16 protein-coding genes and 1 tRNA gene are annotated in these 24,261 nt (G+C 61.8%); 10 read left to right on the top strand and 7 right to left on the bottom strand.

Annotated features, from left to right (window positions below):
• The first annotated feature begins 84 nt into the window (after positions 1-84).
• The 4 genes from ABIB60_RS05950 (at position 85) to ABIB60_RS05935 (ending at position 9,262) form a co-directional block, all read left to right on the top strand.
• The gene (locus ABIB60_RS05950; protein WP_354578420.1) at positions 85-1,839 is read left to right on the top strand and encodes an amino acid permease; all 1,755 of its coding nucleotides are present in this window, start codon (positions 85-87) and stop codon (positions 1,837-1,839) included.
• 141 nt (positions 1,840-1,980) lie between these two features.
• Entirely contained in the window at positions 1,981-7,527 is a 5,547-nt protein-coding gene (locus ABIB60_RS05945; RefSeq protein WP_354578419.1) for a DUF3320 domain-containing protein, read from the top strand.
• A 55-nt stretch (positions 7,528-7,582) separates the two neighbouring features.
• The gene (locus tag ABIB60_RS05940; protein WP_354578418.1) at positions 7,583-8,158 is read left to right on the top strand and encodes a hypothetical protein; all 576 of its coding nucleotides are present in this window, start codon (positions 7,583-7,585) and stop codon (positions 8,156-8,158) included.
• A gap of 141 nt (positions 8,159-8,299) precedes the next feature.
• A complete protein-coding gene (locus ABIB60_RS05935; protein ID WP_354578416.1) occupies positions 8,300-9,262 on the top strand; it encodes a lipid A-modifier LpxR family protein in 963 nt (320 codons plus the stop codon).
• A gap of 211 nt (positions 9,263-9,473) precedes the next feature.
• Here ABIB60_RS05935 and ABIB60_RS05930 read toward each other — a convergent pair whose 3' ends face one another.
• On the bottom strand, positions 9,474-10,436 hold the full coding sequence (locus tag ABIB60_RS05930; protein WP_354578415.1) for a DMT family transporter: 963 nt from the start codon (positions 10,434-10,436) through the stop codon (positions 9,474-9,476).
• 156 nt (positions 10,437-10,592) lie between these two features.
• Entirely contained in the window at positions 10,593-11,582 is a 990-nt protein-coding gene (dusB, locus tag ABIB60_RS05925) for a tRNA dihydrouridine synthase DusB (protein ID WP_354578414.1), read from the bottom strand.
• 150 nt (positions 11,583-11,732) lie between these two features.
• On the opposite strand from dusB, the gene ABIB60_RS05920 reads away from it, so the two are divergent.
• The 4 genes from ABIB60_RS05920 to ABIB60_RS05905 all read left to right on the top strand — a co-directional run bounded on the left by ABIB60_RS05920 (position 11,733) and on the right by ABIB60_RS05905 (position 16,254).
• A complete protein-coding gene (locus tag ABIB60_RS05920; RefSeq protein WP_354578412.1) occupies positions 11,733-12,761 on the top strand; it encodes a CPBP family intramembrane glutamic endopeptidase in 1,029 nt (342 codons plus the stop codon).
• Positions 12,762-12,810: 49 nt separating this feature from the next.
• Positions 12,811-13,752: a phosphatidate cytidylyltransferase gene (locus tag ABIB60_RS05915; RefSeq protein ID WP_354578411.1), complete on the top strand. Its 942-nt coding sequence runs from the start codon at positions 12,811-12,813 to the stop codon at positions 13,750-13,752.
• 322 nt (positions 13,753-14,074) lie between these two features.
• Positions 14,075-15,364, top strand: a complete 1,290-nt coding sequence (locus ABIB60_RS05910; protein ID WP_354578410.1) for a Glu/Leu/Phe/Val family dehydrogenase — start codon at positions 14,075-14,077, stop codon at positions 15,362-15,364.
• Between the two features lie 209 nt (positions 15,365-15,573).
• The gene (locus tag ABIB60_RS05905) at positions 15,574-16,254 is read left to right on the top strand and encodes a phosphatidylserine decarboxylase family protein (protein ID WP_354578409.1); all 681 of its coding nucleotides are present in this window, start codon (positions 15,574-15,576) and stop codon (positions 16,252-16,254) included.
• 122 nt (positions 16,255-16,376) lie between these two features.
• Here the strand turns inward: ABIB60_RS05905 and ABIB60_RS05900 are convergent, their stop codons facing one another.
• Both ABIB60_RS05900 and ABIB60_RS05895 read right to left on the bottom strand, forming a co-directional pair.
• Positions 16,377-17,306, bottom strand: coding sequence for a carboxypeptidase-like regulatory domain-containing protein (locus ABIB60_RS05900; protein ID WP_354578408.1), 930 nt, complete (start codon positions 17,304-17,306; stop codon positions 16,377-16,379).
• A gap of 60 nt (positions 17,307-17,366) precedes the next feature.
• The gene (locus ABIB60_RS05895; RefSeq protein WP_354578406.1) at positions 17,367-17,909 is read right to left on the bottom strand and encodes a dihydrofolate reductase family protein; all 543 of its coding nucleotides are present in this window, start codon (positions 17,907-17,909) and stop codon (positions 17,367-17,369) included.
• 346 nt (positions 17,910-18,255) lie between these two features.
• Between ABIB60_RS05895 and msrC the strand changes: the two genes are divergently transcribed.
• Entirely contained in the window at positions 18,256-18,738 is a 483-nt protein-coding gene (msrC, locus tag ABIB60_RS05890) for a free L-methionine (R)-S-oxide reductase MsrC (protein ID WP_354578404.1), read from the top strand.
• Between the two features lie 252 nt (positions 18,739-18,990).
• Here msrC and ABIB60_RS05885 read toward each other — a convergent pair whose 3' ends face one another.
• The gene (locus tag ABIB60_RS05885; protein WP_354578403.1) at positions 18,991-20,523 is read right to left on the bottom strand and encodes a carboxylesterase/lipase family protein; all 1,533 of its coding nucleotides are present in this window, start codon (positions 20,521-20,523) and stop codon (positions 18,991-18,993) included.
• Between the two features lie 321 nt (positions 20,524-20,844).
• Positions 20,845-20,917: transfer RNA gene (locus ABIB60_RS05880), tRNA-Met, on the bottom strand.
• A gap of 222 nt (positions 20,918-21,139) precedes the next feature.
• Between ABIB60_RS05880 and ABIB60_RS05875 the strand changes: the two genes are divergently transcribed.
• Positions 21,140-22,291, top strand: a complete 1,152-nt coding sequence (locus ABIB60_RS05875; RefSeq protein ID WP_354578402.1) for an alpha/beta hydrolase — start codon at positions 21,140-21,142, stop codon at positions 22,289-22,291.
• Positions 22,292-22,394: 103 nt separating this feature from the next.
• Here ABIB60_RS05875 and ABIB60_RS05870 read toward each other — a convergent pair whose 3' ends face one another.
• Positions 22,395-24,260, bottom strand: a complete 1,866-nt coding sequence (locus tag ABIB60_RS05870) for a BamA/TamA family outer membrane protein (protein ID WP_354578400.1) — start codon at positions 24,258-24,260, stop codon at positions 22,395-22,397.
• Position 24,261 lies beyond the last annotated feature (1 nt).

Below are 24,261 nucleotides of genomic sequence, written 5' to 3'. Positions count from 1 at the left end.
GGAAGATAGGGAGCGGCGGGGGTAACGTGCAGCCGCCGGCATTATTCTGTATCTTTTGCCCCTCTTTCAACCCCTCCCAACGCCTTGTCTACTCCGCTTCCCCCTTCCCGCTCCACCGGTTTGTTCCGCCGCAAGAGCCTCGACGACATCCTGCACAACCCGCCCGCCGACGCCGACGGCCACAGCCACGGCGGCCTGGAGCGCCACCTCACCGTCCGCGACCTGACAGCCCTGGGCATTGCCGCCGTAATTGGGGCCGGTATTTTCAGCACCATCGGCAACGCCTCCCACGATGGGGGGCCGGCCGTGTCGTTGCTGTTCGTGTTTACGGCCATTGCCTGCGCCTTCTCAGCCCTCTGCTACGCCCAGTTTGCCGCCACCATTCCCGTATCGGGTTCGGCCTACACCTACGCCTACGCCTCCTTCGGGGAGCTGGCCGCCTGGATTATTGGCTGGGCGCTGATTATGGAGTATGCCGTGGGTAATATCGTGGTGGCCATCAGCTGGTCGGATTACTTTACCGGGCTCCTGAGCGGGGTCGGTATTAACCTGCCCATCTGGCTGACTATGGGTATGCAGAGCGCCCACAAATACTACAACGAAGTGCTGGCGCTCATGGAGGCCGGCAAGCCCCTCACCGATGCCTCGGCGGCCCAACTGGAAGGCTACAACGCCTGGAGCGCCGCTCCTGAACTGGGTGGCGGTCTGCGGCTGGTGCTGGATCTGCCGGCCGGACTTATCACGCTGGCTATTACGGCCTTGGTGTACGTGGGCATCAAGGAAAGCAAGAACGCCAGCAACCTGCTGGTGGCCCTGAAGCTGGTGGTAGTAGCCGTGGTGATTCTGGTGGGTGCGTTCTACGTGCAGCCCGAAAACTGGAGCCCCTTCGCCCCCAACGGCATTGGCGGGGTGCTGAAAGGCGTGTCGGCGGTGTTCTTTGCCTACATCGGTTTCGATGCCATTTCGACAACGGCCGAGGAGTGTAAAAATCCCCAGCGCGACCTGCCCCGGGCCATGATTTACGCCCTCATTATCTGCACTATCCTCTACGTAATCATCACACTGGTACTTACCGGTATGGTGAACTATAAGGAGCTGGCCGTGGGCGACCCGTTGGCCTACGTGTTCAACAAAGTAGGCGTGAAATGGCTGGGCGGCGTGGTGGCCGTGTCGGCGGTGCTGGCTATGGCCTCGGTACTGCTGGTGTTCCAGATTGGGCAGCCCCGCATCTGGATGACCATGAGCCGCGACGGACTGCTGCCGCCGGTGTTTTCCCGGGTGCATCCCAAGTTCCATACGCCCTCGTTCAGCACCATCGTGACGGGCTTTTTTGTGGGCGTGCCGGCTATGCTGCTCAACATGGATTTGGTGATTGACCTGACCTCCATCGGGACGCTGTTTGCCTTTGCCCTGGTGTGCGGCGGCATCCTCATCATCGACCCCCTTGGCCAGAGCGACGCCCGCTTCAAGGTGCCCTACATCAACGGGCAGTTTCTGGTGCCGCTGGTGTTGCTGGTAGGGGCGGTACTGCTGCTGCTGTACAACCAAGCTGGTATCAGCGAGTTTACGGCGGCCCTAGGCAGTGGCTATGAGGAAGCCCGCCACTACATCCCAATGCTGGTGTTCTTCGTGTTCTGCCTGGCGCTGGCCTGGCTGTCGTTCCGCAAAAAGCTGAGCCTGCTGCCGGTGCTGGGGCTACTGACCAACCTCTACTTGATGACGCAGCTGGGCATCAACAACTGGCTGCTGTTCTTCGGCTGGCTGATTATTGGGCTGGCGCTGTACTTCAACTACGGCTACAAACACAGCAAGCTGGGGCTGCGGAAAGCTGCCCACTAGTCACCGTTTGCCGGAAGTGCAAGCAAAAGCCCGGTGCCACGGTAAATCTGCTGGGGTGCCGGGCTTTTGCTTGCGCCTTACGGGGCGTAGTCCTATACTTGATGCTGGGCAACATGCTGCCCGCCTGCCTAGCCTGTTAGTATGGAGTTCGTTACCGATTCAGCCGTTGCTGCTGCCCTCGCCTCCCGCCTCGAAGCCTCCCGCCAGGAGCTGCTGGATCTGGGGATGCGCAATCCACTGCTCAACTTCCGCCTCTCTAAGGCCCAGGGCGTGGCAGTAGTGCGCGAGGAATCGGCGCAGGTGCTCGATATTCTGGTGCGCCAGGGCAAAACCATGTACTTCTCAGCCGCCCCCGAGCCGGCCCGGAACAAGCCCGCCACTGAAACCGCGCCCCGGCTGCAGCCAGGCACAACACCCGAACTGGCTGCGGCTCCGGAAATGGCCCCTGCCCCTGGCGAACCGGTTCCGGAAGCGGCTTCAACGCTGGAGGATTATCTGGAAGAGCATCCGCCCGTGGCGCTGTCGGAGGCCGAGCAAAAAGCCTCACTGACCGATAACAAGCTACAAACTGCCGAGCCGCTGGCCCGCCTGGAAACCCGCCTGCTCAACACCTACTATACGGCCCGCACCAGCCTGGAGGAAACCGGGGTCAACATCCTCTACCTGGCCCTGGGCCAACTCAGCTGGTACGAGGCCGAAAGCAGCCCGGAGCCGCGCAAAGCGCCGCTGGTGCTGGTGCCCGTAGTGCTGGAGCGCGGCACCGTGGCCGAGCGGTTCAAGCTCACCTATTCGGGGGCCGAGGTGGAAGGCAACTTAAGCCTCCAAGCCCGTCTGAAGGCTGATTTCGGTATCCTGCTGCCCTTGCCTGACCCCGATAACCAGCCGCTGCCAGCGTATTTTGAGGCCGTACGGGAGGCGCTGGCCGGCCGCAGCCGCTGGCGCGTGGAAGCCGATGCCATTGCCCTGGGATTCTTCTCCTTCAGCAAGCTGATGCTCTACCGGGACCTGGACCCCGCGACTTGGCCCACCACGGCCAACGGTGCCTCCGAGCTGCTGACGCACCCGGCCATCCGCTCTTTGCTCGACCAGGAAGCCGGCTTCGATGATGCGCCGCCCAGCGTGGGCGAAGGCTCGTTTCTGGATACCGACAGCCCGGCTCACGAGCTGCACCAGGTACTGGATGCCGACTCCTCCCAACTGCTGGCGCTGCTGGCCGTGCAGGAAGGCCGCAACCTCGTGATTCAGGGTCCGCCCGGCACTGGGAAGTCGCAGACCATTGCCAACCTGCTGGCTGAGGCCATCGGAGCGGGCAAAAAGGTGCTATTCGTGGCCGAGAAAATGGCGGCGCTGGAAGTGGTGAAGCGCCGCCTCGACGCCCTGGGACTGGGCGCGGCCTGTCTGGAGCTGCACAGCAACAAAGCCAATAAAAAAAGCCTCCATGATGAACTGCGCGCCACCCTGGCGCTGGGCCGCCCCGCCGCATCCACCATGCTGGATGAGCAGATTGCCCAGCTGCCGCCGCTGCGTGAGCAGCTGAACCGCTACGCCCTGGCCGTGAATGCGCCCCTGGGCCGCAGCCGCCGCACAGCCCAGCAGGTGGCCGGAGCCCTGCTGGCGTTGCGGGAGGAGGTGGGCGCGCAGTCGTTGCCCCGCCCGCCCTTCGCCGACCTCGCCACCTGGACCGATGCCGACGCTACCCGCGCCGAGGTGCTGGCTGGCCGCCTCCAGGCCACCTTGCAGAAAATCGGCCCGCCCCCGCAGCTGCTGTTCTGGGGTTCCGGCCTCACCATGCTGCTGCCCCCCGACCAGGAGGAGTTGGTCGCCAAACTAGCCGCCGCCCGGCAGGCCGTGGATAACTTAGTGCATACCAGCGTCGCGCAGGCCGCACTACTGGGCGTGCCCGCGCCGCCTGATGCCGCTGCCGTAGTGGCGTTGCGGCCCATGGCAGTACAGGCCCAGCGGGAAGCCGAAGCCGCCCACCAGGTAGCAGCCGAGGCTGCGGTGGAGGCGTTGCAGGCTGCCGCTTCAGAGTTAGCCCGTTTGCTCCAGACCCCGGAGCCTACGGACCTGCCCACCGCTGAAAACCTGATAAATCTAGCCCGGCAGCGGCACGGCGAAGCATTGATAGCGCATTCGGGTGAGGCTGAGGCGGCCGTTGGAGCGGTGCAGACGGCGGCTGATGAGTTGGCCCGGCTGCTGGGCGTACCCACCCCGCCCGACTACGCTACGGCCGCCGCGCTGCTGCCCCTGGCCGAGCACGCCGCCTTGGCTCCGCCCTTGCCCGGCGTGGCCGTAGCCGATGCGTTTTGGCAGCAGCCCAACAGCCCTTTGCCCGCCGCGCACCAGGCCGCCGTTACCCTCGACAACCTGCGCCAGCGCCACGCGCCCACGCTGCTGCCCGAAGCCTGGGGGCAGGATCTGGCTGCCGAGCGGGCCGTGCTGCTGACTACCGGCAGCAAGTGGTGGCGCTTTCTGAGCGGCGACTACCGCCGGGCCCGCCGCCGGTTGCAGCAGTTGTGGCGGCAGCCTCTGCCCGGTGCGGCGGCGGAAGTTATGGCCGTTATTGATGACATCCACGCGGCTGCCCGCCACGCCCGGACGTTGCAAGAAATCAGCACGTTGGCCGGTCGGCTTTTTGGCGCAGGCTGGCAGGCCGAGGCCTCCGACTGGCCCGCTTTGCTGCGCGCCGCCGACTACCTCACCCACACGCACCAGCTACTAGCCCAACAGCGCCTGCCCGCCGCCATTCTGCCCTACCTGGCTACCAGCCCGGAAGCCGCCGCTTTAGCTGCACCTCTCACGTCCCTGAAAGCCGCTCTGCCCCGGCACCAACAGGCCATGCAAGCTGCCGTAGCCGCCTGCCAAACTTCCGGGCAACAGCCGCACAGTCTGACTGATAAGTTGTTGGAAGAGCCGTTTGCCGCGCAGGCCGCTGCCCTGGTGGCCTGGGCAGCCGCTACGCCCCGCGCCGATACTATTGCCGCGCAGGTGGCGGCCTGTTCCGCTGCTTTGCAGCAGGTGAAGCAGGCGGAACAGGCTATCTGGCAGGCCGTGCCCGGCGCTTTCTCATTCGGCTTGGCTACTGATTGGACGCGGCAACCCTTCGACTCCCAAAAGGAGCTGTTACGCGCCTGGGTGGCTGCCACGCCGCTGCCTGCTGCTCTGGTTGCCGCCGCGCAAGCCGTAGAAACTGCCCTGGCCGAGCAACAGCGCACGGTGTCGGCCGTGGTGGAGGCGCTGGCGCTGGATGAAACCCTTCGTTTCGGGGAGGCCGGGCCGCTGGTGGCGCAGCCGTTGCCGGTGCAGGCCGGGTTGCTGGCTGCCTGGGCGGCGGATGTGCCGGCCTTGCAGATGGCGCTGGAGTGGAACAACGTGGCCGCTGTGGTGCGCATCGAGGGCCGGCCGGAGTTATTACCCTTGGCTGAAACCTGGCCCGAAGCCCCGCGCTACCTGGTGGCGGCGGTGCGGCAAACCTGGCTGGAATATTTGCAGCGGCTGGCCTACACGCAGTTTCCGGCCTTGCCGCAGTTCGAGCGGGCCGGGCACGAGGACGTAGCCGCTCAGTTCCGCGCCGCCGACCGGGCCAGCCTGCTTCACAACCGCGCCCGCGCCATGACGCGGCACTTTGATAACCTGCCCAACCCGCTGCTGCCCACGGCCGGCGGCCAGATGGGTAGTCTTAAACATGAATTCGCCAAGAAAACCCGCCACCTGCCCATCCGCCAGCTCATGCAGCGGGCCGGGCGGGTGGTGCAGGCCATCAAGCCGGTATTTATGATGTCGCCGCTGTCGGTGGCCGGCTTTTTGCCGCCCGGCGCGGTGGAGTTCGACCTCGTGGTGTTCGATGAAGCCTCGCAGGTGAAGCCGGTGGATGCGCTGGGCGCGGTGGCGCGGGGCAAGCGGCTGGTGGTAGTGGGTGATTCCAAGCAGCTGCCGCCCACCTCCTTCTTCGACTCCCTGACCGGCACCGGCGAGGCGGCCGACGATGAAAATGTAACGGCTGACATCCAGAGCATTCTGGAGCTGTGCAAGGCCCGGCAGATGCCCGAGCGGATGCTGCGCTGGCACTACCGCAGTCTGCATCAGTCACTGATTGCGGCTTCAAATCACCTGTTTTACGAGGATAAGCTGGTGATTTTCCCGAGCCCCGGCGGCAAAGGGCAGCTAGGGCTGGTGTACCATCATCTGCCCGAAACCTACTACGAGCGGGGCACCACGCGCACCAATCCGCAGGAGGCGCAGGCGGTGGCGGCGGCGGTACTGCACCACGCCCGCACTACGCCCCGGCTCACACTGGGGGTGGTGGCCTTCAGCACGGTGCAACGCCAGGCTATTCAGGATGCGCTGGAAGTGCTGCGCCGCCAGCACCCCGAAACCGAGGCCTTTTTCGCCGCCCACCGCCACGAGCCGTTCTTCATCAAGAACCTGGAAAACGTGCAGGGCGACGAGCGGGACGTGATTCTGATCAGCATCGGCTACGGCCGCACCCGGGAAGGCTACCTGAGCATGAGCTTCGGGCCGCTGAACGGGGAGGGTGGCGAGCGGCGCCTCAACGTGCTGATTACCCGCGCCAAGCAGCGCTGCGAAGTCTTCACCAACCTCACCGCCGACGACCTGGACCTGAGCCGCACCCGCGCCCGGGGTGTGGCCGCCCTCAAAACCTTTCTCAACTTCGCCCAGCACGGCCGCCTCAACCAGAACGAGGAAACCGGCCGCGACATGGAGTCGCCGTTTGAGGAGGCCGTGTGCCGCGCCCTCACGGCCCGCGGCTACCAGCTGCGCCCCCAGATCGGCAGCCAGGGCTTCTACATTGACCTGGCTGTAGTGGACCCCGACCAGCCGGGCCGCTACGTGCTGGGCATTGAGTGCGACGGGGCCATGTACCACTCGGCCCGCTCGGCCCGCGACCGGGACCGGCTGCGGCAGCAGGTGTTGGAGGCCGTGGGCTGGCGGCTGCACCGCATATGGAGCACCGACTGGTTTCGGGACCCGGCGCGCGAAACCGAGCGGGCCGTGCAGGCCATCGAAGAAGCCCGCCGCCTGGCCGCCCTCGATGAGCCCGACGAGCCGGAGGAACTGCTGCTACCCGAACCCGCTGAGCTGGAACGCGAGGAGCCTGTGGCCCCCGACGTCAACCCCGCCGTGGTGCCCTACCAGGTGGCACTGCTGCCCGATACCATCCGGCAGCAGGAGCTGCACCAGTACAGCCTGGGCCAGGTGGTGAACTGGCTGAACGTGGTAGTGACCGTGGAAAGTCCCATTCACATGGAGGAAGCCACCCGCCGGCTGGCCAATGCCAGCGGGGCCAGTCAGGTAGGGGCCCGCCTGCGCAAGGTGGGTCGGGATGCGGCCCTGCTGGCCCTGAACCTGCACTATCTGCGCCGCGAAGGCGACTTCCTCTGGGCCCCGGCCATGCAGCAACCGACGCTGCGCGACCGAAGCCAGCTGCCTGCCATTTCCCGCAAACTCACGTTCGTGGCTCCTGAGGAACTGGCTCTGGCCCTGCGCATCGTGGTAGAGCAAAGCTTTGCGCTGCCCCGGGAGGCAGTGTTTCTGCCAGCCGTGCGGCTGCTCGGCTTCGCCCGCCTCAGCGAGGAAATGCGCCAGCAACTGGAACCGGTGCTGGCCGGGTTATTGGAGCGGGGCGAGTTGGTGGAAGTCAATGGGATATTGAAACCAGCCGGCTAGAACGGCATCCTCGCCCTCCGCGTCAACCTTTGCGCCCTCTGCGGGCTAACACCGTATGCTCCCATCTGAAGGTGAAACCATCCTGCTCACTTTGCGCCTAGCCGGCTCCATCCCGGCGCGGGCCGGCCGGGACCTGCATGCCCAGCGCGTAGCCGCCCAGCAGGCCGCCCCCTCCCCGGAAGCCCACCGCCGCGCCGAGAAGCAGTTTTTCGTGGGCTTTGATGCTCTGCTGGACGCCCGCAACGTGGGGCCGGATTATCTTGCCAAAGAAAAGCTGGCCGAAACCATTGCCGGGGAGTTGCTGATGCTGGAAGAGCAGGGCCTGCGGGTGCCGTGCTTCGTGTTGCTGCCCAACCACCTGCACGCCTTACTACACCTGCCGGCTGGCTCGGGCCTCTCGCTCTATAAGGCTGTAGAGCTGCTGCACCAGCGCACCGCCACCCAGGCCCGCCGCCTGCTGCGCGGGCAGCTCCCGCCCGAAGCCGATTTCTGGCAAACCGGCTTTCACGAGCTGCCGATACTGGATACCGCCGAGCTAAGCCGCGTGCAAGCCTATCTGCTGGCGCACCCGCAACGCCTGAACCTGCCCGAGCGGTTTCACCGCTGGCCCTACCTACCCGAAAAGAGTTGAAATAGGGGTAGAAACGCGCGACGTTGTTTAATGGGCACCGTGCCGGTGGTTTCGCTGAAGAGACACGAATATGCGCTTCTATACTCGTCCGGAAAGCCGCACCGGAGGTTGATGCGTAGGTAGCGGAAAGTATTCCTGCCAATGCGCACCTTGCTTCTGCTGATTTTCCTGTTCGCAGCTGAATTTGCCCGCGCCCAGCGCCCCGATAGCGCCCAAACCAGCCCTGACCGCCTGCTGTTCTACACCTTCGCCAACGACGCCTTTTTCCGCACCGATTACTACTTCACCCAGGGTATGACCGGGGGCGTAGTGCTGCCCGCTTTGCGTCATTCGCCCGTAAACCGCCTGCTGGGCCCGGTGCCGGTGGGCAGCACCCGCTACCACGGCGTCCGGCTGCATTACGATGGGTTCACGCCTTTGCGAATTCAGGACCCATTTATTCGGGTCGGTGACCGGCCTTATGCTTCTTACTGGTATGCCAGCCTGTTCCGGGTGGCCAACCAACCCGCCCGCCGCTACCGCCTCACCACCGCCCTGAACCTGGGGTTCATCGGGCCGGCGGCCGGGGCCAAGGGCTTCCAAACCACTTTGCACGAGTGGCTGGGCGCACCCACCCCGAGGGGCTGGGACTACCAAATCCGTAACGACGTGGTGCTGGGCTACGAGGCGCGGTTGGAAAAGCAGATGCTGGCCCTGGGCCGCGCTGCTGAGTTGATAGGCGACGTAAATGCCGCGCTGGGCACGCTCTACACCCACGCCGGGGCCGGCGCCCGGCTGCGGGCGGGGTTGCTGCAGCCCTATTTCAGCAACCTGGGCGTGAGCCGCCAGCCCGGGCAGCGGCGCGTACAGCTCTACACCGAAGCTCAGCTGGAAGGCCGCCTTGTGGGCTACAACGCTACCCTGCAAGGCGGCCTGCTTCGCTCCGACAACCCGTACACCCTGCCTGCCTCGGCCGTACGGCGCGCAGTAGCCAAGGGCACCGGCACCGTGGGCCTGGGCTACGCGGGCCTACGTCTCACGGCTTCGGCCGTATGGATATCCCCGGAATTCACCGGAGCCCGCACTCATAAATGGGTGCAGTTCGGGGTGCTGGCCGCTTTCTGATTGTAAGGTGCCTGCACCGGTTCTGCGCAACAGACACTTGGCTGTATGAACAGTATCCAAAAAGTCCGTCATGCAGAGCGCAGCATCTCGCGTGCTGACGTTGGATTACTGTTGTAACGTCAGCACGCAAGATGCTGCGCTCTGCATGACGGTCGTACTGTAAGTATGACTTTATACTGTCTAACACAGCCTGGCGTATAGGTAGGCAGAACTACTTCGCCCGGTTGATGATGAACACACTGAGCAGAATGATGCCCATGCCCAGCAGGTGCCAAGCGTTGATAATTTCCCCATCCAGCACGCCCCAGGCCAGAGCCATAACGGGTACCAGGTAGGTGTTGGAAGAGGCAAACAGGGCCGTAGACTGCTGAATGAGCTTGTTGAACAGAATCATGGCCACGGCCGTGCTCATGGTGGCCAGCAGGGCAATGTAGCCGAAGGCTGCCCAGGCACCGGGCACCTGCTGGAGCTTGTACAGAAACTCGGTGCCCAGCAGCAGATATAGCAGGGCCGGGCCCCCAATGAGCATGAGCAGCAGGGCCGTAACCGCCACCGCCGGAATACCCTGGAAGTGGTGCTTGATCATGTTGATGCTGACACCGTAGCCCATGGTAGCCAGCACGATGTAGAGCCCGTACCAGGCATTGCCCTCGCCGGTGGGCGTGGCCGTACCGCCGCTGCCACCTACCGCAATGAGCACCACGGTACCCAGCAGCCCCACGCCAATACCCGCCAGCCGCAGCCCCGTAATCCGCTGTCCGAAAAATAGCGCGCCCATCAGCAGGGTGAAAGCTACGGTGAGGGCATTGAGGACCCCGGCCAGTCCCGAGGCCATTTTGGTCTCGGCGTAAGCAAACAGGAAGGCGGGCAACAATGTACCAATCACCCCGGTCAGCAGCAACCACTTAAACCGGCTCTGCTCCACTTGCCGCACGTGGCGTAAAGCAAATGGTAGCAAAATCAGAGCGGCTACGGTTACGCGGGTAGCCCCCAGTTCCACCGCCGAGAATACCACCAGCCCCTTCTTCATCAGGATAAAGGAGGTGCTCCAGATGGTAGCCAGCAGCACCAGCAGCCCCCAGGCCGAGGCTGGCACCCGGTGCGGGGGCGCTGGCGCTGCGGGCGGGTTCTCGGGGGCGGCCGTAACGGCTGGCGCGGGGGTATCAATGGGCATAGTAGGTGGAATAATGAGTAGAACGGGAGAAAAAGGGAAATAAGAACGTCATGCTGAGCTTGCCGAAGCATCTCTACCGCAGTGCTAACTTCTTTAATTAGCTTCGATAGAGATGCTTCGGCAAGCTCAGCATGACGCTCAACGACAACCGATAAGCTACCCCACCAAAACCGGCTCGGCGGCAATGATTTCGTCCATGATGGCGTGGATTTCCAGCGGGTCGTTGCTGTCCACGAGGCGGGTGCGCCACTGGCGGGCCCCTTCCAGGCCCCGGAAGTACTGGGCGTAGTGGCGGCGCATCTCAAACACGCCGGCCCGGGGCCCCTTCCACTCCAGGCTTTTCTCGAAGTGCATGCGGCAGGCCTGTACCCGCTCCTCCACGGTGGGTGGGGGCAGTAGCTCGCCGGTAGCGGCGTAGTGCTTCACCTCCCGGAAAATCCAGGGGTAGCCAATGGCGGCGCGGCCAATCATCACGCCGTCTACGCCGTAGCGGTTTTTGTACTCTACGGCTTTTTGGGGCGAATCAATATCACCGTTGCCGAAGATGGGAATTTTGATGCGGGGGTTGTTCTTGATGCGGCCAATCAGGTCCCAGTCGGCCTCGCCCTTGTACATCTGCACGCGGGTGCGGCCGTGCACGGTAAGCGCCTCAATGCCAATATCCTGCAGGCGTTCGGCTACATCCTCCACATTCTTGGTCGAGTCGTCCCAGCCCAGCCGGGTTTTCACGGTCACGGGCAGGTGAGTGCTCTTCACCACGGCGGCGGTCATTTCCACCATTTTAGGAATGTCGCGGAGCAGGGCCGCGCCGGCACCCCGGCAGGCTACCTGCTTCACCGGGCAGCCGTAGTTGATGTCGATGAGGTCGGGGCCGGCTTCGGTGCTGATACGGGCGCACTCACCCATCGTCTCCACATCGGAGCCAAACAGCTGAATGCCGATGGGCCGCTCGTAGTCGAACACGTCCAGCTTCTGCCGGCTTTTGGCGGCCGCCCGGATCAGGCCTTCCGAGGAAATAAACTCGGTGTACATCAAATCGGCCCCGCCCTGCTTGCACACGGCCCGGAAGGGTGGGTCCGACACGTCCTCCATGGGCGCGAGCAAAAGCGGGAAATCGGGCAGGGCAATGTTACGGATGTGGACCACGGCAGTCTATTCTAGTATTTTGCGCAAATTTACGACATAGGATTTAGTGCCCGGCAGCTAGTGCCTGGTGCGTAGGTGGTGTAGCGGGGAAGCCCACACTCGTTTATCCGCCGCTAAGCACTAAAATCCAAGCACTAAGCACTAAATCCAATGAAAGGTTTCGTCTCCAGCCGATTACATCCCTTCGCCAACCTGGGGCTGTTGATGGTGCTACTAGTGGCCACGTTCTGCGTAGCCAGTTTCCTGGTGATGGTGCTCAACTACCTGTTTTTTGGGGTGGGCATGCAGGATATGGGCAACGTAACCCAGCGCCCCGCCGACTACCCGAATGGCTGGGGCGTATCCATGCTGAGCCAGGGCGTGTTGCTGCTGGGCGGGCTGGGCGGCGCGGCCCTGGCTTTGGCGGCTCTTACTGGTAACAAGCTCGCCGATTACTTTATGCCCAGCCGCCCGGTGCCGGTGGGCTGGCCGTTGCTGGCCGGGCTCATTATTGTGGCAAGCCTGCCGGCCATGTCGGTGCTCATTGCCTGGAACGCCGGGTGGGATTTGCCGGCCTGGGCCGTAGCCAAGGAGGAGCAGGCCAATGCCATCCTGAAGATTCTCACCAACTTTTCCTCACCCCTGCGCTTTGGGGTGGCGGTGCTGGTAATGGCCGTAATACCGGCCGTGAGTGAGGAGCTGTTTTTCCGGGGCGTGTTGCAGCGCAACCTGGTGCAGTGGGCCGGCCGTCACACGGGGGTCTGGCTGACGGCCATTGTGTTCAGCGCCATTCATCTGCAGTTCGAGGGCTTTGTGCCGCGGTTTGTATTGGGCTTGGTACTAGGGTATCTGTATGAGTGGAGCCGCAATATTCTGGTGCCTATAGCTGCCCACTTCGCCCAGAATGCTTTTCAGCTGGTGTTGCTCTACGCCCGGCAGCGCGAGTGGTCTTCCTCTGATTTCGACCCTGACTCCACCGAGGCGCTGCCCTGGTACTGGGTGCTTGCCTCGCTGGGGCTGTGTGCGGCCGGGCTGTGGTACCTCTATCAGCAAACCCAGGCCCCCCGCCCCGATGCGCTGCCCACCGAAATGCACACGCTGGGTGCCCGGGGCGTGGCTGTTAGTCGGCCGGCGGCGCCCACGTCAGCGGCGTCTCGCACCCTCAGTCACGATGGTGTTGATGCTACCAAAGCCAACTAGCCGCCGCTGCTAGCCCAATCCCCTCCCTATACCTCTCTGTCCCTCTCTCTTGACTACCTCTCCCGCCCCCGCTACCGTTTCCACCGAGCCACCCGCCGACAAGCCAGGCATGTCCAATCTGTCCCAGCGCATCATTTTCGGGCTAATTGGGGCCGCCCTCCTGCTGGGTAGTGTGTGGTACAGCGCCTGGACGTTTGCCCTGTTCTTCGGTGCCGTGCAGATGCGCATGCTCTGGGAGTTCTACCGCATGATGCGGCAGGCGGGCTACAAGCCGGCGGCATTGTTAGGCGGGGTAATTAGCGCGCTGATTTTTGCTGGTGTACTGGGCGTGGTGGTGGTAAACAACACTACGGATTCCATCGGTCAGGGCATGCATGTCATAGTAGGTGATGCCCGTTCGGCCGGCATCATCCTGATGGGCATTCTGCTACTGCTGCCCGTCATCCTCATCCTGCGGGAAATGGCGGCCTGGCCCCGGGAGCAGCAGGATTTTTCGCCGTTTTCCAATGTGGGTGTGGCACTGTTGGGCCTGTTGTATGTGAGCCTGCCCATGAGTCTGCTCAACGTGGTGGCCTTCACCGAAACCGGTTACGACTACCGCCGCATCTTCGCGCTGCTGCTGCTGGTGTGGGCTTCTGATACGGGGGCGTACGCGGCCGGCAAAACTTTCGGTAAGCACAAGCTGGCCCCCAAAATCTCGCCCGGCAAAACCTGGGAAGGCGCCGTGGGCGGCTTCCTGCTGACGCTGGCAGTAGGTTGGGCCCTGGGCTATCTGCTGCCGGAACTCTCCCTGACCTACCGCCTGGTAGCCGCCGGCGCAGTAGCCGTCTTCGGTCCCCTCGGTGATTTGGCCGAATCCATGCTCAAGCGCAGCGTGGGCGTAAAGGACTCGGGCCGCATCATGCCTGGGCACGGCGGCTTGCTCGACCGGTTCGATGCTTTCCTGTTCATTCTGCCAGTGCTGGCCTTGCTGCAGCTACTGTGGGGCTAGAGCTACAAAACGGGTAATCCGCTGACTATCGGGCAACTTTCTACGGGAAGTTGCCCGATTTTTTTGTGGCAGTAAACACCCGAATGTATTGCAAAGAATAGCGAAAACCGAATAATAAAATAGCAAACTCACCGGCATTTCGCACGGAGTTTGCTACGTCGCTAGCCCTGGTATACTGGCGGAGTGGTTTCGGCGCAACGGCCGGGCCGTGTATGCAGTAAACCGCTTACCTTTGACCACCCAAAATTTCCGCGCGCAGCCAGGTTGCCCACCAGCTCAGCTGCCGTAGTTTATTTCTCACCCACCCAACCCCCACCTCCGTATGGCTGCCACCACGGTGTACAAAGAACCGGCTCCCCGCGTGGATGCCGAGAACCCCCTGGAATCGATGATGTCGCGCTTCAACGTGGCCACTGAAATCCTCGGCCTCGACGAAGAAACCTACGACGTACTCAAAGCCCCTGATAAGCAGGTTATCGTGCACATCCCCGTGACGATGGACAATGGCAAAGTGCGCGTGTTTGAAGGCTACCGCGTGGTGCACAACACCATCCTGGGTCCCAGCAAAGGCGGTATCCGCTACGATAAGAATGTGCACCTGGATGAGGTGAAGGCCCTGGCCGCCTGGATGACCTGGAAGTGCGCCGTGGTTGACATTCCTTACGGTGGCGCCAAAGGCGGTATCATCTGTGAGCCAACCAAAATGAGCGCCGGCGAGATTGAGCGCCTTACCCGGGGCTACACCCTGGCTATGAAGGACGTATTCGGTCCCGACCGGGATATTCCGGCTCCCGACATGGGCACCGGCCCCCGCGAAATGGCTTGGCTGATGGACGAATTCAGCAAAACGGTGGGTGCTACCTCCCCGGCCGTAGTAACCGGCAAGCCCCTGGTAATGGGCGGCTCGTTGGGCCGCACCGAGGCTACCGGCCGCGGCGTAATGGTATCGGCGCTGGCCGCCATGAAGAAGTTGGGCATGGACCCCACCCAAACGTCGGCCGCTGTGCAGGGCTTTGGCAACGTGGGCTCCTGGGCTGCCAAGCTGCTGAGTGAGCAGGGCGTAAAAATCAAGTGCGTATCCGACGTATCGGGCGCGTACTGGAACGAAAACGGCATCAACATCGACGAGGCCGTAGCGTACAAAAACGTGCATAGCGGCCGCCTCGACGGCTTCACTGGCGCTACCCTTATGGACAACGCCGACGACCTGCTGACCGCCGACGTGGACCTGCTGGTGCCCGCCGCCGTGGAAGACGTCATTACCGAGCACAACGCCCACGATATTAAGGCCAAGCTGATTGTGGAAGGCGCCAACGGCCCCACCTCGGCCTCCGCCGACCCCATCATTAACGAGAAAGGCATTATGGTAGTGCCCGATATCCTGGCTAACTCGGGCGGGGTAACGGTATCCTACTTTGAGTGGGTGCAGAACCGCCAGGGCTTCAAGTGGAGCGAGGAAATGGTAACCGAGCGCGCCGACCGCATCATGACCGATGCCTTCGAGAAAGTGTACGCTACCAGCCAGAAGTACAACATCCCGATGCGTATTGCCGCCTACGTGGTGGCCATCGACAAAGTAGCCCAGACCTACAAATTCCGCGGGGGCTTCTAGGAGAAAAGCAGAAAGCTCAGCAGTGTAACAGGGCATATGCCCTGACTCATTATATTTGTTTGCAGGATAGCCCGGGCCGGTGGCTCGGGCTATCTTTGTGCACTACGGCCAGCCGTTTTGCCAGTGAAACGATTTGGCGGCCGCCCTCTGTTTCTGAAAAAAGCGTCTGAATACCTGGTTTTTCCGTATTCAGCGCAAATCAGCTCTTTATGAAGATCCACAAAGAAGGACGACGTATCCTATTCTTTACGCTGCTGGCCCTGCTGGCTGCTAACCTGCTGCTGTTTCGCTATAATGCTGAGAACGACGGTTTTAACAAGGTGTTTGCTGGCATTTCCGTCATCGTATTCCTCACACTGCTCCAGTTTTTCCGGAGCCCGGCCCGCCGCCTCTTTACCCACGAGGACTTGCTGATTGCCCCCGCCGACGGCAAGGTGGTAGTAATTGAGGACGTGCACGAGCCCGAATACTTCGACGATGTGCGCAAGCAAATCAGCATCTTCATGTCGCCGATTAACGTGCACATTACCCGCAACCCTATTTCGGGCATTGTGCGCTACTTCAAGTACCATCCTGGCAATTACCTGGTGGCTTGGCACCCTAAAAGCAGCACCAAAAACGAGCGTACCACGGTGGTAGTGGAGTCGGAGGCCGGACCGTTTGTGCTCTTCCGCCAGATTGCCGGGGCTATGGCCCGCCGCATTGTGTGGTACGTGAACGAGGGCGACGAAGTAAGCCAGGGCGAGGAGTTCGGCTTCATCAAATTTGGCTCCCGCGTGGATATTTTCGTGCCGGTTGATACCGAAGTGAAAGTGCAGATTGGGGAGAAAGTAAAAGGTGGTCAAACCATCATTGCCCAACTCAAAACCACTGCTCCCAGCCTCTTTTAATCACAGATGCACACAGAATGAATTGATTGCACAGATTCGTTCTGACTTCAAATTGAAAGTACACGGCCGCCCCAACTACTGGGGCGGCCGTGGTGCGTAATAAGCATTTCCGGAAAACGGCTTCACGGTACGTATTGCGCCTGAATGGCCGCGTCGCCGATAAGTTGCTGGCCGCTGGGGTCCCGGCTCTGAAATTTAAGCCAGCCTCGTTCAATGGTATAATACCACGTCTGACTTTGCAGGAGCAGAGAAGCCGCCAACGACTGCCCATAAGCCGTGCCCTGCTTTTTCTCCTTCGAGTTGGGGGTAGTATAGGTGTAAGGAAATAGGAATTCGTCGGAGGTGTATACCCACTCCATGGCTATGTACAGGCCTTGGCTGGGAAACCGGATACCGTACCGGCTCACGTCTACGGTTAGCCAGCCCTTGTGCGGGGCCGAGGCCAGCACGGTCGTAGTCAGTAAATCGGTGCCGGGGCCGCCGTTAGGGCCATCAGGGGCGTACACGCGCACCCGGAAGGGAGCCTGCACGCTGGTTTTGCCGCCGTGTATACTGGGCTTTACAAAGAAGCGTACGGCGGTGAGGTAGCCTTCCGTAACCGGCTGGCATAACCGAGCCACCTGCCAACCCGTGTTTTGCTCCTTGGAAAGTCCGCTCTGCCCGTAACCCGAACCCTTTGGCTCCCCTACAAAGCCCACCCACTGCGGCGTACCGGGCCGCACGCGCACCTCGCCCAAGGCCACAGCCAGCGCTTGCAACTGCAGTCGGACGGTAGCGGCAGTAGGTACCGGCATCTGCCGGCGCGCGTACCCTAGGGCCGACACCGCCAGCGAATCATGGATAGTGAGACCAGTTGGCAGGGCGAAAGTAAAATGGCCCTGCTGATCGGCCTGCACACCCAGCTGACGGCCGGGTAGCTCCACAACAGCGAAGGGCACTGCAACGCCTTGGTTATCCTCAACCGTGCCAGACAACGTGTGTTGAGCCTGTACGCCTGATGCTAAACCCACAAGTACTAGGGGCAAGGGAAGAAAACGGATAGCTGAAAACATAAAAACGGGATAGTTCGACCAGCGAAACTATCCCGTTTTTCTCAACAACAAGGGCGAAGACTAGACCGCCTCAGCCGAATCCGACAGCCGGTAGTGCAGCAGCATCATACCATCGGGCCAGGCTTGGTTGCGCAGCAGGTGCAGGGGCTGAGCGTGGTCTTGGTGGCGCCAAAGCGGAATACCGGCTCCCAGCACCCGCGGCACCACAAACAGCATCAGTTCATCAACCAACCTGGCCGCCAGCAGCGGGGAAGCCAGCGTGCTGCCCCCAATCAGCCAGATGGTACCGCCGGGCTGTTGGCGCAACTCCCGCACAAAGCGGGTTGGGTCTTCGGTGATAAACTGTACGGAGGGGTGGCCTGCTTCCCGCGGAGGCTGACGCGTAAACACGTAGTTGGTTAAGGTGGGGTAGGGCCACTCACCAAAGGTGAGTACCTGCTCGTAGGTGGCGCGGCCTAGCAGCGTAGCATCGGCGGTAGCCAGGAAATTAGCGTAGCCATAGTCTTCGCCGGGTGGGGGCGTGGGTAGCCACTCCACCGAGCCATCGGGGGAGGCTATGTACCCATCGAGGCTGGTGGCAATGTACAGAACAACTTTGCGCATGTGGGAAGTGGGTGGGAATGGTTGTGGGATTGGGGACAGAAGAACAGAATGCGGGCCGCCGGCCGTTGGCCGAACCCTACGTACGGGGCCCTCGGCGGTACTGGTCGGGGGCGGGAGCCAGGAAAGCAAAAAAGTGGGGTGGATGCGCCGGTAACTAGCTGAACAATAGCGAGTATCTGCAGCCGTAAAATACAACATCTTTCCGCCCCATAAAGCCCCGTGCTACCAGATTGGCTGGAATTAAGCGGCAACGGGCGGCACAGTAGGCGTACCTTTGCCCAGCCGCCCGACCAACCTTGGAGCCGTCGAGCGGTTGTACCGTGCACCCTCTTGTCTTTTTCACTTTATGGCTGAAGAACTTCACCTCGATACCACTCTTAGCAAAGCCGAGCAGTACCGCCAGCTCCTGCCTCAGATTGAAGCCCTGACTACCGGTGAGCCGGACCTGATAGCCAACCTGGCCAATACAGTAGCCGCTTTGCGCCAGGCTTTCGGGTTTTTCTGGGTGGGTTTTTATCTGGTGAAAGATGACGAGCTAGTGCTGGGCCCGTTCCAGGGGCCTATTGCCTGTACCCGCATCCGGCGTGGCAAAGGCGTATGCGGCGGTAGCTGGGCGCAGGCCGCCACCCTGCTGGTGCCTGATGTGGAGCAGTTTCCGGGGCACATTGCCTGCAGCTCGGAGTCCAAATCGGAAATAGTGGTACCAGTGTTAAAGAACGGCCAAGTGGTGGCCGTACTTGACGTGGATAGTGACCAGCTCAACGACTTCGACCACCACGACCAGCAAGCTCTGGAGCAGTTGATGCCGCTGGTAGCCTCCTGGTTCTAGTACTTCCCAGCAACTTCAGCCACCGACGCCCGGCCTGCTCAACTGCTTAACAACAACTGGGCAGCCGGGCATAGGGAGTTTACAGAAAGGCGGATTGGAGCTACCAGAGGCGAGTATCATTAATGCCGGCGTCAGGGTGGCAACTTGCTGAAGCCCAGTATGTACCTCCCCCCAGTCACCCCAAAGCTGCCACTGCGGATGATGTGCCATCCTATGATGAAGTGCTGATGCCTGGTAAGCTGTTAGGTCGGGCTAATGTGCGTAGCCCTGCACCGGAAAGGTAGCGTCCTCACGCGGGGCCGGTATGACTTCTGCGCGGCTGTTACGGTTGAATAGCATAACCTGCTTTCCGGGAGCTGAATATTGGGGCCAGGCCGCGCCCGGCTCCCCGGTTTTAATGAAGTGGGCCCAGTACGCGTGCATCTGGGCGGCGAGGTTGGGGTCGGCGGCTTTGCTGGGTGTGCCAGGGGCAGCCACCGTAGCCGCCGCCGAGGTGCCCTGGGGCGCATTCCACACAAAGGCCAACTCCTGAGCGTGAGTGGGCCGCAGGGTAGCATTGCTCCATTCGAAGCGGTAAAGCCAGGTAGGTATCTGTTGCGCGGCCAATACATTGGCCAGGCGGTAGGTAGCCAGGCCGTAGAGGTAGTCGGTGAGGGTAGTATTCCAGGCGGTTAAATCGGGTTGCGTTTGGCGGCGCTGCTGATAAGCGCGCCAGACATGCGGACTGTTACCGGCCCCGAATACCTGCTGCAATGCCGCCTGGCTGGGCGTATGCAGTACTGAGGCGGGCCCGGTGAACAGGCCCGCCTCCTCCAGGTTGCTGCCCAGCAGCACCCGTGGCGCGGCCGTTCCCGGTTGGCGCAGATATTCCAGTGGAGCCTTCGGAATCACCCGCCCGTCCTGCACCGGCCCAAATACCTGTAAGCCGCGGGTACTGTCAGTAAGGTGAGCCTGCGCCCGGACGAGGTCGGCGGCTGGGAGCGTGAGCAGGGCGCGGGTATCGGTAAGGCGCAGTTCCTGCAGCAGCCGGCGCGTTACACCGGCCGCCGTAGCCGTGTCACGAATGGCCTGTACGGCGCCGCTTTCCAGAATAACCTGCTGGAACAGCGGCCGGGCGGCGGGCGTCACCAGCAGCCCACCAATCAGCTTAGCCCCCGCCGATTCGCCCATGACCGTCACCAGGTTTGGGTCGCCGCCGAAGGCCGCAATATTCTCGTGTACCCAGCGCAGAGCTGCCGTAGCATCCAACAAGCCACAGTTGCCAGCCTCAGCGTATTGCGGGCCCAGTATGTTGCCCAATTGCAGAAAGCCCAGCGCCCCGAGACGATAATTGATACTCACCACCACCAGCGTGTCCTGAGCGGCAAATGTCCAGGTGTCGTTTTCCTGTCCTGAGCCCCCGGTAAAGGCCCCACCGTGTACCCATACTACCACTGGCCGCTTCACATTGCGGGGCAGCACCGGGGCCCACACATTCAGGTACAGGCAATCCTCGGAACCCTGCACACCACCCGGGCCGCCTGTTTGCGTGGCTTGGCTGCCGAAGCTGGTAGCCGCCATAACTCCCCGATACTTTTTCAGTGGCTGCGGTGGCCGAAACCGCCGGGGACCTACCGGGGCCTGGGCGTACGGAATACCCCGAAACACGCGCAATGTGCCCTCCTGTACGCCCTGTATCCGTCCTTGTTTGGTGGTAACCACCGGGCCCGCTGCCTGAGCATGCCCCCAGAGCGGGGCGCTTACAGCAACCAGCAAAACACAGCACATCAGGCGCGACTGAGGCATACACAGGAAGAGAAACCCAGAAGGGGTAGTTAGATAGTAGTCGAAGTAAGCTATTTAAGCAATTCCTGAATAAGTGACCAATCTGCGTAGCACGCTGAAAAGGCAGAGAGTAGTTGGCCGACCTATAGTTTACTACACTCCAGCGGCTCGTTACCCTGATTCCGAAGGGCCAGTACAATCAGATACCCGTGGCAAGTGTAGCCGCGCAAGTATGCTTCCTCCCGTGCAACGGATAGAAACCTTGGGGTTAGTCAAATACGAAACCTGTGAAAACAAAAAACCCGGAAGCGGCTCAGATGAGTTGCTTCCGGGTTATCGAGGTAGCGGGGACTGGACTCGAACCAGTGACCTTTGGGTTATGAGCCCAACGAGCTACCAACTGCTCCACCCCGCACTGTTTGGTAATACAAATGTACGAGCCTTTTCGACAATCGAAATATTTGGGGCTGCAAAAATACGCAAAATGTTCATGGGTGCCTGATTATCAGGGATAATAAAATTTCGTATGGCGGGTAAGGCGTTCATTCGTGTGCAGAATTTGGCAGTTTTATCAGTGGTGAAGAGCAGTGTTGCGTAAGGTGAACGGTATTTTGTCCAAACTAATCCCCTCAACATCATGAACACCTTTTCTTTCTCGACCTACAAATGGGGTTTGTCAGTGTTGGCTGCTGGTCTTACGCTGGCTTCCTGCAACACGGCCCAGACTACCGATTCAGCCACTACGAGTGGCAGCTCGATGGATTCCACTACTACGGCGGCTCCGGCAGCGCCGGCCGGACCTACACCGGTGCGGCCCGCCGGCCCGGCCCCGGCCTGGGCTACGGGTATCAAGCCCGAGATGCAGGCGGTAATAGAAGCGCTGGCTAGCCTGGGTGGTAAGCCCATCGAAACCCTCTCGGCCCAGGAGGCCCGGCAGCAGCCCACCCCCGCCGATGCCGTAATGAAGGTGATGCAGGCCAATAACATGCCCATGCCCCCCGTAACGGCCGACACCATGAGCCGCATGGTGATGCCCGGCGTGAAGGTGCGCATCTATACGCCCAAGGGTGCCACCGGCACGTTGCCGGTGGTGGTATACTACCACGGCGGCGGCTGGGTAATTGCCAACTTGGATACCTACGATGCTTCAGTACGAGGCCTGGTAGAGAAAACCGGGGCCATTTTCGTGTCGGTGGCGTACCGGCAGGCGCCGGAACTGAAGTTCCCAACGGCGCACAACGACTCATTTGCGGCTTACCAGTGGGTGCTGCGTAACGCGGCTTCCTTTAAAGGCGACCCGCAGAATGTGGCCGTAGTGGGCGAAAGCGCCGGGGGCAACTTGGCCGCCAGCGTGAGCATGATGGCCCGCGACAAGAAGGTGATGATGCCCAAGCATGAAGTGCTGGTGTACCCCATTGCCGGCTACGATATGAATACGCCTTCTTACCAGAAAAATGCCCAGGCTAAGCCGCTGAACAAGCCCATGATGGCCTGGTTCTTCGATAAGTACCTGCGCAACGCCGCCGACGGTAAAAACCCGATGATTTCGCTGGTGAATGCCAACCTGAAAGGGATGCCGCCCACCACCATCATCACCGCCAGCCTCGACCCCTTGATGAGCGACGGTGAAATGCTGGCCGGCAAGCTGAAAGCGGCCGGCGTAGCCACCAAATACCAGAATTTTGAGGGCGTAACCCACGAGTTCTTCGGCATGGCTCCTTTGGTGCCCCAGGCCGCTGAAGCCCAGGACCTGGCCGCCGGCGAGTTGAAAAACGCGCTGATGAAGTAGAACAGGGAGTCAAAGAGAAAAAGTAAAAAGTCAAAGCGCGGACGTGGCCCGATAAAGGCGGCATCCGCGCTTTGACTTTTTACTTTTTCTCTTTGACTTAACCTCAAAACCGGCTGGTGATGCCGAAATGGATTTTGCCGGCGCTCAAGGACAGCCGCTGCTGCTCACTGCGGCCCAGCGCGTATACAAACTGGAACTGACCCGCGCCCGTGCGGAAGCTCAGGCCCGCGCCCAGGCCTGTGGGCGAGTCCTGGGGATAGGAGTCGTTGGGAATGTCGCGGCGCAGGTAGGCTTGGTCGGCAAACACGAATACGTAGGCGTCGGTGCCGGTAAACTGGCGGAACTCGGCGGTACCCACGGCGTACTGGCTGGCGTAGAAATTCAACTCGTTGAAGCCCCGCAACGTAGCCAGGCCCCCTAACCGGAACAGGTCATTGAGGAAGAGGCGGTTGTTGATAAGGGCCTCGCCGCGCAGGCGGGTGAGCAGCACGCCCTGGCGGCCCACCCGGAAATAGTGCTCTGCTCGCAGCCCCAGCGTAATCTGCCGGGTGCGCAGCGGAATACCCTCGTAGAAGCTGTCCTGCAAATCGGCGTTTTTGCTGATGCGCTTGGTGCCAATGGCGCCCTGCCCGCTTACCAGCAGCCCCCGGCGCGGGAAGTAGGGGTCATCCAAGGTATTCCAAGTATAGTTGAGGCCGTAGGAGGCGTACTGCGAATCGACGTTTTCGGGGAGAGCCGTGGCTTTGTTGAGCGCGGAAGAAATTAGACGGGAGTTGCGCCACTCGGCAAATACGGCCAGCCTCCCGGCCAGGGCCGTAGGGTAGGCCACCTGCAGGCGGGGCCGGGTGTTAAGAAATAGCGTGTCCTGCTTGAGCAGGTTGAAGGAGCCGCTAACTTCCAGGGGCGTCCCGAAAAAGGCCGGGTGCAGATATTGGGCATCCAGCAGCTGGGAGTTGGCATCCAGCTTGCGCCACTGCAGGCCCACGCCCTTGCCGCCGCCGTTGATGTTGCGCAGATTCAGGGTAATGTCGCCGGTAATCTGCACTCGTTTCTGGCCTATACTCGGGTTGGGGTTGGGCAGCACGCCTACAATGGCATCAAACTGGTTGGCTGTGCGGTCTTCGAGCAGGAAATACACCCGGGCCCGGCCACGGGCAAACCGCACTTCCGGCTCGGCCTTGAGCTGCAAATACGGCAACTGGCGCAGGCGGCGGGCGGCCTCTAAAATGCGCTGCTGACTGAACGGCTGGCCGGGTTCCAGCTGCAGATAGTCAATGAGGAAACGAGCCTTGGTCTTGGTTTTGCCCAGAATTTGCAGGGAGTCGAACTGCACCAGGGGGCCGCGCTGCAGCACCACCCGGCCGGTTACCTCCTGCCCGGTAAGCGCCAACGAATCAAGGCGCAGAGTAGCAAACGGGAAGCCCTGGTTTTCGGCCTCATGCAGCACGTTTTCCTGGAGTTTGGCCCACTCCTGGGGGCGCAGGGGCTGCTGCTGAAACAGCTTGTCGCGAAAGCCCGCGCGGGTAAGCAAACCATCGCCGAGGTTACCGTTGCGCAGGCGGGCCCAGCGGAAGGCTTCCCCCACGTACAGACGCACTTGCAGCGTATCGTGGCGCCAGCGCAGCTCATCGGCCGAGGCCGTGAGGTAGGCGTCGCCCTGCAGCGCCACCACCAGGTTGCGCACCTCCCGCAAAGCGGCCAGGGAGTCGGGGAGAGTGGTACGGTAGCGGTAGGGGCGCAGTACGGGCTGGTCGGCGGCTTCGGTGAGTAGGCGTAGCGTGATGGGGCGGGCCGGCCGCGCCGCTACCGGAGCTGTTCGCCCGGCCGAATCGGGCGGGGCCAGGGTGGGAGCCGCCGAAACCGGCGGGGCGGCCGGGTTGAGCGGGGTGGTGCCCTGCGCAGTGGCGGGCGGCGCCAGTAAAAGGCGCAGCAGCAAAAACCAGCAGATAACGAGGGCGCGGGCGTACATT

Source organism: Hymenobacter sp. UYP22, from assembly GCF_040547285.1.
Taxonomy (GTDB): domain Bacteria; phylum Bacteroidota; class Bacteroidia; order Cytophagales; family Hymenobacteraceae; genus Hymenobacter.
The sequence above is the reverse complement of the archived record's forward strand: the minus strand, read 5'-3'. Positions and strand labels throughout refer to the sequence as shown.

Bases quoted from the DNA above. Each gene is read 5' to 3' on its own strand.
- ABIB60_RS05945 (WP_354578419.1), top strand. From the start codon at position 1,981: ATGGAGTTCGTTACCGATTCAGCCGTTGCTGCTGCCCTCGCCTCCCGC.
- ABIB60_RS05940 (WP_354578418.1), top strand. From the start codon at position 7,583: ATGCTCCCATCTGAAGGTGAAACCATCCTGCTCACTTTGCGCCTAGCC.
- ABIB60_RS05935 (WP_354578416.1), top strand. From the start codon at position 8,300: ATGCGCACCTTGCTTCTGCTGATTTTCCTGTTCGCAGCTGAATTTGCC.
- ABIB60_RS05930 (WP_354578415.1), bottom strand. From the start codon at position 10,436: ATGCCCATTGATACCCCCGCGCCAGCCGTTACGGCCGCCCCCGAGAAC.
- ABIB60_RS05920 (WP_354578412.1), top strand. From the start codon at position 11,733: ATGAAAGGTTTCGTCTCCAGCCGATTACATCCCTTCGCCAACCTGGGG.
- ABIB60_RS05910 (WP_354578410.1), top strand. From the start codon at position 14,075: ATGGCTGCCACCACGGTGTACAAAGAACCGGCTCCCCGCGTGGATGCC.
- ABIB60_RS05905 (WP_354578409.1), top strand. From the start codon at position 15,574: ATGAAGATCCACAAAGAAGGACGACGTATCCTATTCTTTACGCTGCTG.
- ABIB60_RS05900 (WP_354578408.1), bottom strand. From the start codon at position 17,306: ATGTTTTCAGCTATCCGTTTTCTTCCCTTGCCCCTAGTACTTGTGGGT.
- ABIB60_RS05895 (WP_354578406.1), bottom strand. From the start codon at position 17,909: ATGCGCAAAGTTGTTCTGTACATTGCCACCAGCCTCGATGGGTACATA.
- msrC (WP_354578404.1), top strand. From the start codon at position 18,256: ATGGCTGAAGAACTTCACCTCGATACCACTCTTAGCAAAGCCGAGCAG.
- ABIB60_RS05885 (WP_354578403.1), bottom strand. From the start codon at position 20,523: ATGCCTCAGTCGCGCCTGATGTGCTGTGTTTTGCTGGTTGCTGTAAGC.
- ABIB60_RS05875 (WP_354578402.1), top strand. From the start codon at position 21,140: ATGAACACCTTTTCTTTCTCGACCTACAAATGGGGTTTGTCAGTGTTG.
- ABIB60_RS05870 (WP_354578400.1), bottom strand. From the start codon at position 24,260: ATGTACGCCCGCGCCCTCGTTATCTGCTGGTTTTTGCTGCTGCGCCTT.